The sequence below is a fragment of the Halobacillus campisalis genome, from assembly GCF_030345335.1.
GTDB classification, from domain to species: domain Bacteria; phylum Bacillota; class Bacilli; order Bacillales; family Halobacillaceae; genus Halobacillus_A; species Halobacillus_A campisalis.
On the sequence record NZ_JAPVRC010000001.1, the window covers coordinates 637,703 to 651,545 of the forward strand.

11 protein-coding genes, 1 other RNA gene and 1 other annotated feature are annotated in these 13,843 nt (G+C 42.0%); of the genes, 3 read left to right on the forward strand and 9 right to left on the reverse strand.

Going from position 1 to position 13,843, the window contains the following annotated elements:
- The 6 genes from recD2 to O2Q26_RS03265 all read right to left on the reverse strand — a co-directional run bounded on the left by recD2 (position 1) and on the right by O2Q26_RS03265 (position 6,415).
- Positions 1-2,331 carry an SF1B family DNA helicase RecD2 gene (recD2, locus tag O2Q26_RS03240; protein ID WP_289214529.1) on the reverse strand — a complete coding sequence of 777 codons (2,331 nt, stop codon included), beginning with the start codon at positions 2,329-2,331 and terminating at the stop codon, positions 1-3.
- Positions 2,332-2,351: 20 nt separating this feature from the next.
- A complete protein-coding gene (locus O2Q26_RS03245) occupies positions 2,352-3,014 on the reverse strand; it encodes a tetratricopeptide repeat protein (protein ID WP_289214530.1) in 663 nt (220 codons plus the stop codon).
- Between the two features lie 61 nt (positions 3,015-3,075).
- Positions 3,076-4,188 (reverse strand): tRNA 2-thiouridine(34) synthase MnmA, encoded by a 1,113-nt coding sequence (gene mnmA, locus O2Q26_RS03250; RefSeq protein WP_289214531.1) that lies wholly within the window; start codon positions 4,186-4,188, stop codon positions 3,076-3,078.
- A 13-nt stretch (positions 4,189-4,201) separates the two neighbouring features.
- Positions 4,202-5,341, reverse strand: a complete 1,140-nt coding sequence (locus O2Q26_RS03255) for a cysteine desulfurase family protein (RefSeq protein ID WP_289214532.1) — start codon at positions 5,339-5,341, stop codon at positions 4,202-4,204.
- Between the two features lie 17 nt (positions 5,342-5,358).
- On the reverse strand, positions 5,359-5,778 hold the full coding sequence (gene cymR / locus O2Q26_RS03260) for a cysteine metabolism transcriptional regulator CymR (RefSeq protein WP_253934393.1): 420 nt from the start codon (positions 5,776-5,778) through the stop codon (positions 5,359-5,361).
- Positions 5,723-6,415 carry a YczE/YyaS/YitT family protein gene (locus tag O2Q26_RS03265; RefSeq protein WP_253934394.1) on the reverse strand — a complete coding sequence of 231 codons (693 nt, stop codon included), beginning with the start codon at positions 6,413-6,415 and terminating at the stop codon, positions 5,723-5,725. The genes cymR and O2Q26_RS03265 overlap by 56 nt, the downstream gene beginning before the upstream one ends.
- Positions 6,416-6,538: 123 nt before the next feature.
- Here O2Q26_RS03265 and O2Q26_RS03270 point away from each other — a divergent pair, with 123 nt between their 5' ends.
- Positions 6,539-7,813, forward strand: coding sequence for a replication-associated recombination protein A (locus O2Q26_RS03270; RefSeq protein ID WP_289214533.1), 1,275 nt, complete (start codon positions 6,539-6,541; stop codon positions 7,811-7,813).
- An 86-nt stretch (positions 7,814-7,899) separates the two neighbouring features.
- Positions 7,900-8,523, forward strand: coding sequence for an RsfA family transcriptional regulator (locus O2Q26_RS03275; RefSeq protein WP_289214534.1), 624 nt, complete (start codon positions 7,900-7,902; stop codon positions 8,521-8,523).
- A 44-nt stretch (positions 8,524-8,567) separates the two neighbouring features.
- On the opposite strand, the gene ssrS is transcribed toward O2Q26_RS03275, so the two are convergent.
- The 3 genes from ssrS to hisS all read right to left on the reverse strand — a co-directional run bounded on the left by ssrS (position 8,568) and on the right by hisS (position 11,883).
- Positions 8,568-8,759: non-coding RNA, 6S RNA (gene ssrS / locus O2Q26_RS03280), on the reverse strand.
- 62 nt (positions 8,760-8,821) lie between these two features.
- Positions 8,822-10,606 carry an aspartate--tRNA ligase gene (gene aspS, locus O2Q26_RS03285; protein WP_289214535.1) on the reverse strand — a complete coding sequence of 595 codons (1,785 nt, stop codon included), beginning with the start codon at positions 10,604-10,606 and terminating at the stop codon, positions 8,822-8,824.
- The gene (hisS, locus tag O2Q26_RS03290) at positions 10,606-11,883 is read right to left on the reverse strand and encodes a histidine--tRNA ligase (RefSeq protein ID WP_289214536.1); all 1,278 of its coding nucleotides are present in this window, start codon (positions 11,881-11,883) and stop codon (positions 10,606-10,608) included. The genes aspS and hisS overlap by 1 nt, the downstream gene beginning before the upstream one ends.
- An 80-nt stretch (positions 11,884-11,963) precedes the next feature.
- Positions 11,964-12,185 (reverse strand) — a binding site (T-box leader).
- Positions 12,186-12,358: 173 nt separating this feature from the next.
- Between hisS and O2Q26_RS03295 the strand changes: the two genes are divergently transcribed.
- Positions 12,359-13,831: an N-acetylmuramoyl-L-alanine amidase family protein gene (locus O2Q26_RS03295; RefSeq protein WP_289214537.1), complete on the forward strand. Its 1,473-nt coding sequence runs from the start codon at positions 12,359-12,361 to the stop codon at positions 13,829-13,831.
- The last annotated feature ends 12 nt before the right edge of the window (positions 13,832-13,843 follow it).

A 13,843-nucleotide genomic window follows, 5' to 3' on the forward strand; every position in this document is an offset into this window, starting at 1 on the left:
TTACATAAAGTCATAAGGTGATAGACCTTCCTCTTCCTCTTCTTCCTCTACTGCGGGGATGCGATTTTCTTGAAGCTTTTCAGCCAAACCTGTATACCTTAAATTCGTGTCCCTCGTCTGGATTCCTTCTAAAAACGCTTGCTGATCCCCGCAAATGATCAGCGATTGTTTCGACCTGGTAATCGCTGTATAAATCAAGTTCTTCCTAAGCATTCTCCGGTAGCCTCTTACAATTGGAAGAATGACAATAGAGAATTCACTGCCTTGGGATTTATGGATCGATGTACAATACGCGTGCATGATGTTGTTCAGGTCTTTCTTTGGATAAACCACTTCTTTGCTGTCATATTCCACAACCACCTGTTCAACTTGATCCACGTTTTCTTCAGCTCGAAAGATTGCTGCGATTTCTCCTATATCTCCGTTATATACACCGTCTTCAGGCTGGTTGACCAATTGAATGACTTTATCTCCTTTTCGATAGGTCACTTCTTTAAAGGTCAAGTCTCTTTTTTGTTTGCTTTTCGGGTTCACGACCTGCTGGATCTCTTCGTTAAGCTTATGGATCCCCGTTTCCGAGCGGTACATCGGAGCCAGTACTTGAACTTCACGCAGTTCAATTCCCTTATCGATCGCTTTTTTCACAATATTCGTGACCAACTCTTTTATTTGGTGCTCCCCGGCAGGTATAAAATTGAAATCATGGTCTTTTTCTAATGATTTTGATGTACACTGGTCATTTTTTATTTCATGGGCCAGCTGGATGATTTTCGATCCTTCTTTTTGTCGGTAGACCTCTGTTAATTGAATAGAAGGTATATATTCCGAACGCAATAGGTCAGCTAATACTTGACCGGGTCCAACTGATGGAAGCTGGTCTTCATCTCCGACAATCAATACTTGCATACCTGAGGGAATCGCTCGAAACAATTGGTTGGCCAGCCATATATCAACCATAGAAAATTCATCAATAATCAGTACATTGCCTTCCAACTGGTTATCCTGATTCTTTTCAAAACTATTGTGGCCATCCCAGCCTAATAAACGATGAATAGTTCTAGCAGGCAAGCCTGTCGATTCTGTCATTCTTTTTGCAGCTCTTCCTGTAGGAGCTGTCAAAATAAAAGGAAACGGATCTCCACTGCCATAGTCACCTGGATCAATCGATACATCATTAAGCTTTGAATAGGATTGTATGATCCCTTTTATAACAGTCGTCTTCCCCGTACCTGGACCGCCGGTCAATATCATAGCCTTGGAATGAAGAGCTTTTTCGATCGCCTGGAATTGGTCTTCCCCGTAACTCATGGCTTCTTTCTCTTCCACATCACCTATAATTTTCATTAAATCCGCCTGTGTATGTTCGATGTCCAAGCTTTCTTCCGTGATGCGCTCCAATTGATGGCAGAGCCCATTTTCAGCATGAAAAAGCGAAGGCAGATAGACATGATCCTCTTCTATGAAAACATAACGATTTTCAGCCAAATGGATGATTTGGTCCGATAATTGCTCAAAGGTTACTGCGTTCATATTGCCATTGTTCAAAAGATTTTCCACCTGGGAAAGACACAATTCAGTCGGAAGATACACATGACCTGATGATAGGCTTTGCTGCATGATATATAGGCAAGCCGCCCGTACTCTTGTCGGATGGTCATCGGGGAGCTCCTGCATTTTTGCAATCTCGTCTGCCCTGTGGAAACCAAACCCTTCAACTTCAAATACCAGCTGATAAGGGTCTTCCTCTATGATCGATAGGGTCTGATCTTTGAAAGCTTCATATATTTTTTGAGACATTTTCAGTCCGAATCCGTACTGGTTAAGATGAATCATCACGTGTTCAAAACCTTGATGCTCCTTTAAAGCCTCATGTAATTGCTTCTTCTTTTCCTTAGCCAGTTTCGGCACTCGGTCAAGAACATCCGGGTTTTGAAGAATCATTGAGATAGCCTGTTCTCCAAGCTCATCGACAATCCGCTCTGCCGTCTTTTGCCCGATACCATGGAATAAATCGCTCGCTAAATAAACGATTAACCCATCTTTCGTTTCAGGCATGACACGTTTATAAAAATCCACCTGGTATTGGCGTCCAAATTTTTTATGTTCTTGAAATTCACCATGGAAAACGTAGGATTCTCCTTCTTCTAAAGGAGGGAAATATCCTTTAATGACTAAACTTTTTTCTGAGAAGTCTTCATTCGTATCCGTCACGTTTATGCTGGCAATCGAAAAGTGCTCGGATTCTTTATGAAAAATCATCCGATTCAATTCACCAATAATATATGGACGTTCTTCTTCTGTTGATTCAGAAAAAAGTGTATTCTCTTCCATGATCATCTTTCCCCTTTAGATTATTCTCCACTTAAAGCTTGTTCGATTTGTGCCTTAGCATGGGCTGCTAACGTATGATCACCATTACACTCTAAAGCTTTGTTAAAGTGTTCAAGGGCTAGACCTGCATCTTCTTTATGAAGAGCGACAACCCCTAAATTATAATGAGCATCACTGTGATTTTCTTCTAATTGTAGCACAGTTTTCATCGTTTCTTCAGCTTCTTCAATTTGACCGGTTTGCGCTAAACATAACCCATATTGAAATTGAATATCGACATCCTTCGGTTCAAGTTCAGAAGCTCTCAGCAAATACGGAAGAGCCAGCTTCATATACTCCTGATGAACTAGCGTCATCCCAAGCATGAAGTGAACATCAGCCTCTTCTAAGCCTTTTTCAATGGCTAATAGGAACTGGTTTTGTGCTTTTGTATAGTTTTCTTGCTCATAGTAAACGTTGCCTAAGCCGTAATAAGCAGTGGCAGCCTGCTCGTCAAGCTCAATAGCCCTATTAAAAAATCGTTCAGCTCGTTCCCATTCGTTCACGTGAACTAATAAATTCCCGAAATTAATGTAACCTACGGGGTCGTTAGGATTCTCTTCTATCGTTTCCGTGAAAAGTTTAGTAGCTTCCTCGAAGTTTTGCTTCTTCATATGTTCGATCGCTTGATTCAGTTTATCCATTTTTCATACCTCCTGCTTAAAAATAGCCATGCCCAAAAGCAAATGGACATGGCTTGTTTTTTTATCCAACGTAAGTCAATGATTCATTCTCTTTCACTACTTGGTCAATCGTTGCACCGCCTAGACAAACTTCACCTTTATAAAGGACAACAGCCTGACCGGGAGTGACCGCACGTTCACGTTCATGGAATTTCACAACATAGATTCCGCCCTCTTTAGGGATGACAGTGACAGGACTATCTTCTTGACGATATCGGAATTTAGCCGTACATTCAAATGGTTCTAAAGGAGGGTCATTACTCGTCCAATTTGCATCTACTGCTATTAGACCATCAGAGTACAGCGCTTCATGATGGTAGCCTTGACCAACATAAAGGATATTGTCTGTTACATTTTTACCAACCACAAACCACGGTTCACCTGCTCCACCAATACCAAGCCCCTGGCGCTGACCTAATGTGTAGTACATCAAACCATCATGCTGACCTTTTACTTCACCGTCTAAAGTTTGCATCTCTCCAGGCTGGGCAGGGATGTACTCACTTAAAAATTCTTTGAAATTACGTTCTCCAATGAAGCATATGCCTGTGGAATCTTTTTTCTTAGCGGTTGCAAGATCATGATCCTCCGCAATTTTACGTACTTCTTTTTTATCTATATGACCTAGAGGAAACATAACTTTAGAAAGAACTTCCTGCGACAGCTGATTCAAGAAGTAGGTTTGATCTTTATTTTGATCGACCCCTCTAAGCATTTCGTACGTTCCATCGACCTCACGTACTTGAGCATAATGTCCAGTAGCGAGGTAATCAGCACCTAGAGCTAACGCGTGATCCAGGAAAGCTTTGAATTTGATTTCTTTGTTACACATCACATCGGGGTTCGGGGTTCGGCCAGCTTTATATTCGTCTAAAAAGTAAGTGAACACTTTATCCCAGTACTGCTTTTCAAAATTCACGGCGTAATAGGGAATATCCAGTTGATTACATACACGTATAACATCTTCATAATCTTCTGTCGCGGTACATACACCGTTTTCGTCGGTATCATCCCAGTTCTTCATGAAGATACCAACGACATCATACCCTTGCTCTTTTAGCAGCAGGGCAGATACGGATGAATCGACTCCCCCGCTCATACCGACGACAACTCTTGTATCTTTATTCTCTTTCATCGTATTTTACCTCCTAACTCAGCCTTTCAATGATTTGGCTGATGCGCTTTGCGGCCGCAACGACATTTGCCTCCGTGTTGGCCATTCCAAAACTAAATCGAATCGAGTTAATCGTTCTCGGGTCATTTCCCCCGTACATTGCGGACAGTACGTGTGAAGGTTCAACTGAACCAGCCGTACAGGCACTGCCGCTTGAGGCGGCTAGACCAGACAAATCAAAATTAGTCAATAAAGTTTCCACATTCATTCCGGGAAAACTAAGATTCACGATCGTTTCTACCTGATGATCGACTGAACCATTTATTTTGAAATCGACATTTTCCTTTTCTAGTGTCTCCAAGAATAATTGTTTATAATGAGCGTATTCAGTTATTCTGGATGAACGAAATTCGTCAGCCAGTTGAACTGCTTTCTGAAATCCGACGATGGCTGGAAGATTTTCTGTGCCAGCTCTCCGTTTTCTTTCTTGTTCTCCGCCGTAATGCTGGGAGTTTAAGTTCGTACCTTCTCTCACATAGAGAAAGCCGACGCCTTTAGGTCCATTGATTTTATGACTGGACACAGTTAGTAAATCAACAGGAAGTTCCCTGACATCGATGGAAATCAAACCATAAGCCTGTACAACATCTGAATGAAAGTAAGCTTGATGATCTTTGACAGCCTCGCTTAATTCACGAATAGGCTGAACGACACCTGTTTCATTATTCACCATCATGATCGTCACTAAAATCGTATCTTCTCTTAAAAGGCTGTGCACATCTTCTGACTTTACACGGCCATCATTATATACCGGGAGATAACTCACTTCAAAGCCTAACGACTCCAAATGCTCTACGGCGTGCAATGTCGCATGATGCTCTATTTTAGAAGTAATAATGTGACGACCCTTATGCTGATTAGCAATTGCTGCTCCGATAATCGCTAAATTATCAGATTCTGTTCCGCCACTTGTAAAAACAATTTCCTTATCCTTCGCTTGGATGCTTTCCGCTGCTGTATGACGCGCGTCATCAAGTTGTTTCCTCGCTTTTCTGCCAAAGGTATGGACACTTGAAGGATTTCCGAATGTTTCTTGTAAAACGGGAATCATAGCTTCTGTCACTTGTGGATGAACAGGTGTCGTAGCCGCATGATCTAAATAAATAGACTCCACCTTTTCCACCTCCATATTTAAATATAAAACATATACGCATCTTGAGTTTGATCGTCCACGTGATCTTTCAAGTCTTCTAACGTAGTGGTATCCAGTACATCTTTCACTGCATCCCTTACTCTTTTCCAAAGAGCTTGCTTTGCAGGTTCTTCATCTTCTATTCCTTCTACAGGGGTAATCGGTCCTTCTAGTACCCTGATTACATCTCCCGCAGTGATTTCGTAAGGAGCTTTCGTCAGCATGTATCCTCCGTAAGCACCCCGCACACTCTTAACGAGGCTCGCATTCCGAAGCGGTGCAATAAGCTGCTCTAAATAATGTTCGGATAACTCGTTATCTCTGGCGATTTGCTTCAATGATATTGGACCATCGCCATATTTCCTAGCCAATTCGATCATGATGGTCAGGCCGTAACGGCCCTTTGTAGAAATTTTCATACGATTCACCTTTCTTCATTAAAAAGTTCAATAATCGTTTAGAAAGAGGGAGAGAATATCCCACGAAAGAACCGAGGAAAAGTGCGATAAAAACTGTTCCGATTCCCACCGGTCCTCCTAACATCCACCCTAGAAGGGCAACCGTGACTTCTATCCCATTACGTACAGTAGAAACTTTCCATTGCAATTTATCTGTGAGAATCAACATCAAACTGTCGCGTGGCCCAGCACCGATATCTGCTGCTACATAAACTCCTATACCTAGCGCCGTTATCATTGTACCAGCCACGAAGAAAATGACTTGATTAAGAAGCCAGCTTGGTTCAGGCAATATCCAATTAAAAAAATCAATGAAGACACCGATTAAAACCATGTTTAATATCGTACCGATTTTAGGAAATGTCCTCAAAACGATTGAGCTGATAATGACGATCAACAGACCCGCGATAATAGACCATGTCCCGACCGTAAGTCCGAGTTGTTTATATAGTCCATAATGAAGTACGTCCCATGGCCCTATACCAAAAACTCTTACTTGCATAGTTAATGAAATTCCCAATCCAAGTAAAGTTAATCCTACAATAAAAAAAGACCAGCGAAGACCGGTGTGCGGTCTGACGTATTGATCATTCTTCATAGCTGATCTCTCCTTCTTCAATTATACCAAACGCTATTATAGCATGAATGGCAAGTCTCTTGCATTTTAATAGAATTGAGCATACCCTTAACGTAATTATCATTGTAAAGGAGCTATCCGTTTATGAGCGTACAACCTCTAGCATACCGACTAAGACCCTCCACACTCAACGATATTATCGGACAGAAACATTTAGTGGCTGAGGGGAAAACATTACATCGAATGGTAACAGCTGAACGATTAGCTTCGATGATACTATTTGGTCCTCCAGGGACTGGAAAAACCTCCATGGCAACGGCTTTGGCCAAAAGCTTGCAGCTTCCTTACAAAACGCTGAATGCGGTGACTGATAAAAAGAAAGACATGGAGATAGTAGTGGAAGAAGCTAAAATGCACGGTCAAATGGTGCTCATCTTAGACGAAGTGCACAGGCTTGATAAAGCTAAACAAGATTTTTTACTTCCTCACCTTGAAAGTAACCGACTAACGATGATCGGATGTACGACGAGCAACCCTTACCACTCCATCAACCCAGCTATTCGCAGCAGATGCCACCTTTTTGAATTACATCGTCTTGAAGAACGGGACATGGAAGAAGCAATTCAAAAAGCATTAGCCAACAAAGAAGAAGGCTTGGGGAACATCAATATCAAATTGACGGAAGAAGCCCTCCATCATTTTGCCAAAAGTGCCAACGGGGATATGAGAGCCGCCTTGAACGGATTGGAACTTGCTGCTTTTTCAACTCCGGAAAATGAAAAGGGTGTTGTTTTTATCGATCTGGATACGGCAGAAGAGTGTATGCAGAAAAAAAGCTTTTCCCATGACAAGGACGGAGATGCGCATTATGATGTACTATCCGCTTTTCAGAAATCGATTCGCGGAAGTGATGTTAACGCCGCCCTTCATTATCTGGCACGGCTGATCGAGGCAGGGGACCTTGACAGTATCAGCCGCCGGCTTGTCGTGATCGCTTATGAAGACATAGGGCTCGCTAACCCGCAGGCGGGACCTAGAGCTCTAGCCGCAGTAGAAGCGGCCGAACGATTAGGTTTCCCTGAAGCTAGAATTCCTCTGGCGGCTTCTGTTACAGAGCTTGCGCTTTCTCCAAAATCAAACAGCTCTTATAAGGCATTGGATTCAGCCTTATCTGATATTAGAAATGGAAACAGCGGTGAAGTTCCGATCCATTTGAAAGATTCCCACTATAAAGGGGCAGGCAAGCTCGGTCGAGGGAATGAATATAAATATCCCCACAACTACCCGAACGCATGGGTGGACCAGCAGTATCTTCCGGACATACTGAAGAAGAAATCCTACTACGAACCTAAATCAACTGGCAAATTTGAGCAAGCACTGAAACAAGTTTACGATAAAATCAATCAACAAAAATCATAATCAAGTATAATCCTGCTTTACTTTGGTCACAATAGTAGCAAAATCTTACAAACTATTTTTCTAATAGTTCAACTGGAGGGTAAATTATGCCAAAAGTAAGGCAAGATGCTTGGTCTCATGAAGATGATTTATTATTAGCTGAAACAGTGCTCCGCCACATAAGGGAAGGAAGTACCCAATTAAGAGCGTTTGATGAGGTAGGAGACGTGCTTAACCGCACATCCGCTGCTTGTGGATTCCGCTGGAATGCAGAAATAAGGCAGAAGTATGAGCAAGCTGTAGAACTTGCTAAAAAACAGCGCAAAGAAAAGAAACGATCTGAAGCTGCCTTTCAACAGCCTGTTGCTGCCATCCCTAAAACCCATTCCGACACTGTACACAGAGAAATCGAGGCTCCTATGGAAGAGAATAATGAAGAAATCCTTGATTTGAATCAGGTGATTTCATATTTGAAATCACTACAAAAAGAGAGCAAATCTCAGCTTGGATTAAGTAGTAAACTTCAAGAGCTTGAAGAAGAAAAACAAGAACTCTTAAAAGAAAACGAGCAACTGCATAATCAACTCAACTCATTAAAGGAAGATTATCAAGCTTTTATTTCAATTATGGATCGAGCAAGAAAGATGACGATGTTCGACGACCAGGAATACATGAATAAACCCTTCTTCCGTATGGAGAAGAACGGAAATTTAGAACATTTAGCAAAATAGAAAGAGCGAGCATAATATGCTCGCTCTTTCTACCAAAAAACAAAACCAATCCCAATTGTGCCGTTGTTTCACCATGAGTTTTGAACCCGCTCCAGGCAGGTGGGTGCCTTGCTTCGCATTTCTTGCGTCCTCTGAATGTAATAAAGAGGCATGCATTCCGTGCGAAGACGTCAGGCTCCCGTCTCAAAAATGTTCGGTCAAAACGTACATTCGGACAACGTACACATCAGGATTGGCTTATTTAATTTGTAACCAAATAATAGCACAGTTTATTATGCTTATCAAGCATAGAACAACCTTATTTGGTACTACTTCCGTCCTGTTTTTGTTTTTTCAGCTGAAGGTGAAGCTCATCCAGCTGGGCTGCACTTACTTCGCCAGGAGCGTCTGTAAGCGGATCTTGTGCTGATGCTGTTTTTGGAAATAAAATCGTATCACGTAAATTGCTTCGTCCTGCCAGCAGCATAATGAAACGATCAAAACCTAAAGCGATTCCCCCGTGCGGTGGGGTGCCATATTCAAGAGCTTCCAACAAGAAACCAAACTGTTCTTCGGCTTCTTCCTTAGTAAAACCTAACACTTCAAACATTCGATCCTGCATTTCCTTATTATATATACGCAGTGATCCTCCACCTAATTCATAACCATTCAAAACAATGTCATAAGCTTCTGCTTTAGCAGCCTCTGGACGTTCAGCCAATTGATTAATATCCCCATTCTCAGGCATCGTAAATGGATGGTGGGCTGCGAAAAAGCGGCCTTCCTCTTCGTCATATTCAAACAGCGGCCAATCGGTCACCCATAAGAAGTTAAATTGAGACTCATCAATTAACTGAAGAGTTTTACCCAATTTCAAACGTAATGCGCCTAAACTATCATATACGACAGACGTTTTATCTGCTACGAACAGTAATAGGTCTCCATCTTCAGCATGCATTGCTTCTTTTATCTGCCGGGCTTCTTCGTCTGTGAAAAATTTAGAAATCGGCCCATTGAGCTCTCCTTCTTTCACTTTAAGCCAAGCCAACCCTTTTGCACCATAAACTTTAACATCTTCTGTTAATTTATCTATATCTTTTCTAGAAAACGAGTCAGCTTCTCCTTTTACATTAAGTCCGCTCACTTTACCACCAGAGGAAACAGCTCCACTGAATACTTTAAACCCAGAGTCTTTCACTATCTCGGATAAGTTTACAAGCTCAAGCCCGAACCTTGTATCCGGCTTATCAGAACCGAACCTTTCCATCGCTTCATGATATGGCATTCTTTCAAAAGGTGCTTTCACTTCGACTTCCTTCACTTCTTTCATGACTTTCACCATCATACGCTCAGTCATTGCCATTATTTCATCTTTTGACATAAAAGAGGTCTCGATATCCACTTGAGTGAATTCCGGCTGACGATCAGCTCTTAAATCTTCATCACGGAAACAGCGGGCGATTTGATAATATTTTTCAAAGCCGCCCATCATAAGCATTTGCTTAAATAATTGAGGAGATTGTGGAAGTGCATAGAACTCCCCTTCATGTACCCTGCTTGGCACTAAATAATCACGTGCACCCTCTGGTGTACTTTTAGTCAGCATTGGCGTCTCCATTTCCATATAGCCTTCATCGTTAAGGAAATTACGGATCGACTGGGTAGCGTTATGACGAAGCTTGAATGTCTCCTGCATTTCTTTCCGGCGCAGATCTAAATAGCGGTATTTAAGCCTCAAGTCTTCAGACACATCGGTTTGATCCTCGATCATAAATGGAGGTGTCTTCGCCTTGTTCAACACTGTCACTTCGTTTGCGAGCACTTCTATTTCCCCGGTAGACATATTCGGGTTCACTGTACTTTCATCACGTATGACTACTTTTCCGCTAACTTCAATTACGTATTCCGTACGGATATTTTCAGCAATCTTCAATGCTTCAGAAGAATCCTCCGGACTGAAAACTACCTGAACAACGCCTGAGCGGTCTCTAAGATCAATAAAAATTAAACCGCCAAGGTCCCTCCGCTTCTGAACCCATCCTTTTAAGGATATGTTTGTGTTTTTATCGCTTGTACGTAACGATCCACATTGTATTCGTTCCATCAGTCTTTCCCTCCTGCTAGTTGTTTCTTAAGAAATTCTGCAACTTCCTCTAAAGGAAGCTCTTCCTGTTGACCCGTCTCCATATCCTTTACGGAAACGGCATTTTGTTCAATTTCTCTATCTCCTAATACAACCACATATTTTGCGTTTAAACGGTCAGCCGATTTGAATTGACCTTTCATTTTCCTTTGCAGGTAATCTTTATCCACTTGAACGCCTGCCTGCCGCAGCTGATGCGTCAAGCGAACCGATGCCTCTTCAGCCTTTTCACCGAGTGAGACGATATAACAATCGAGCGCTTCTTCGATCGGCAATACCACACCTTCAGCTTCCAGAGCCATAAGCAGCCTTTCAATACTAAGTGCAAATCCGATACCAGATGTTTCTGGGCCACCAATATCCTCAACGAGACCATTGTAGCGGCCGCCTCCGCTTAATGTCGTGATAGCACCGAAACCTTCCGCCCGGCTCATGATTTCAAAAGCCGTATGGTTGTAGTAATCCAGTCCACGAACTAAATTAGGGTCGATAACGTATTCGATTCCCATACGATCCAGATGAGCTTTCACTTTTTCGAAATAAGAGCGGGACTCATCATTCAAATAATCCAAAATAGACGGTGCATCAGCCATTGCCGGATGATCTTTGTCCTTTTTACAATCCAGTACTCTTAAAGGGTTCTGACCTAAACGAACCTGACAGTCCGCACATAACTCTTCCCTGTGAGGGCTGAAGTGGTCAACTAGTGCCTGCTTGTGAGCTTCTCTGCTGTCTTTATCACCAAGACTATTCATCACGAGTGTCAAAGATTTCAGCCCAAGTTCTTCATACGCATTCATGGCGAGACCCATCACTTCGGCATCAATGGAGGGGTCATTACTCCCTAATGCTTCGATACCAAATTGGACAAACTGCCGAAGTCTTCCTTGCTGGGGACGCTCATAACGGAACATTGGACCAATATAAAAAAGTTTCGTCGGTTGATTGGGAAGACCAAACAATTTGTTCTGCACAAAAGACCTTACTGTTGATGCCGTGCCTTCGGGACGCAGTGTAATACTTCTCCCACCACGATCTTCGAATGTATACATTTCTTTCTGAACAATATCTGTCGTGTCCCCTACTCCACGCTGGAACAATTCCGTGTGTTCAAAGATGGGGGTGCGAATTTCTTTATAATTATAGCGATGGCAGATATCCATAAGCTTACGCTCTACAAACTGCCACTTTTCTGAAGTGCCTGGTAATATGTCTTGAGTTCCTCTAGGAGCTCTCATAAGCTTCTTCCTCCTTTAAGTGCTATATGAATCTGTGGACACAAAAAACTCCCGCCCCTTTCTAAACTCGAATAGTTTAAGAAAGGGACGGGAGTATTTCCCGCGTTGCCACCCTAGTTGAGGTATGTACCTCCGCTCATAAACAGTTAACGCCTGTCACACGTACATACCTACTGGGATTTCAGCATGTCACCTAAGAAATGTCTTTCATTTAGAGTTTACAAAGAAATGCTTCCAGCCTTAACGGCATTTCCTCTCTGTTTGCAAAGGATCTAAATTACTTTTTTCCTCAATGGTTTTCAATCGATTCATATGGAATATGGATACTATCATAATGTTTAGACTTATGCTATGTCAAGCGTAACAGCAATAAATTACGTACTACTTTAAAAAGATTGTAGATTAAAGAAGGGAAAGTCACTTTTTTGTCGAATAAGTTAAAGCATTCTTATATTATGGAGGTGACAAAAGTTTTATGAAAGGTTGGATGTCGATAGTATTTATTTTAGCTTGCTTACTTTGGCTGATTCCGACGGCCGTTCACGCTGACAGCGTCAAGGTGCAGGTTGACAATTTGAACGTCCGCTCAGGTCCTGATCTTTCACATTCTGTTTTGGGCAAAGTCCAAAAAGATGAAACGCATTCAATAGTTGACCAAAAAGACGATTGGATAAAGATCAAATGGGATAACAAGACGGGTTGGATCGCAGATTGGCTAGTCAATGTTAAGCAAGAAGAAACAGTAAAATCAAAAGTGGATTATTTAAGAGTCCGCGGAAAATCAGGGATGGACGGAGAAGTCCAAGATTATCTCATGAAAGATGAGGAAGTTACCAAATTAGATCAAAAGGGTGACTGGGTGCTGATCGATCAAAATACAGCATCTGGTTGGGTACACAAAAGTTATTTGAGTACATACTCTAAGGAACAGCCTAAAGAAACCTCTGAATCCGAGCTTTCAAAATCACTTGGTAAAGTAAAAGTGGCTGCAGCTGTCTTAAATGTAAGAAGTAAGGCTACCTCAAACAGTTCTATACTTACCCAAGTAAAAAAAGAAGACAGCTTTGAATATTCTGAGGAGAAACAAGGCTGGTACAAAATTAGTCTCGACAATAATAAAACAGGCTGGGTTGCCGGTTGGTTAGTGACAAAGGATAATTCTTCATCGGCCACACCTCAATCACAATCAAAAGTGACACTGCAGTATAACGCTACTAACTTAAGAAGTGGACCTTCTACCAATCACAAAGTTATTAGCAGCGCCGATAAGGGTGACCAATTCAGCGTGATCAGTAAAGAGGGATCCTGGTATAGAGTTTCATACAAAGATAGCAGCGCCTATGTAGCAGGATGGACAGTGAAAGAAAGCAAATCCTCAAATATCAAATCTGCTTCAGTATCTAAAGGAAACTTACAAGGTAAAACAATTGTGCTAGATGCGGGGCATGGCGGTTTCGACCCTGGAGCTATAGGCCGTAACGGCACTTATGAAAAGACTCTTACTTTGCAAACCGCTCAAGACCTTAAATCCACACTGGAACAAAATGGTGCAAGTGTTGTGATGACAAGGACTAATGATTCTTATTTATCTTTATCTGCCCGGGCAGCAATATCGAACGCTTCAAGTGGCGACGTGTTTATCAGTGTTCATTATAATAGTGTTCCTGCTTCTAATAGTGCAACAGGGATCAATACTTATTTTTATAATGATAGCACGCGATCTCTTGCATCCAACGTTCAATCAGGCCTCATCAACTCCACGGGGCTGCGTGATCGAGGTATAGCAAACGGAAACTTCCACATACTGCGCAATAACCAAAAACCTTCCGTGTTAGTTGAACTAGGTTTCATCTCTGACGTGAACGAAGAGAAGACGGTTAATAGTTCAAGTTTTCAGTCCAAAGCCAGTCAAGGAATTACAAATGGATTAATTAATTATTTTAAATAGATTCTTTTACTA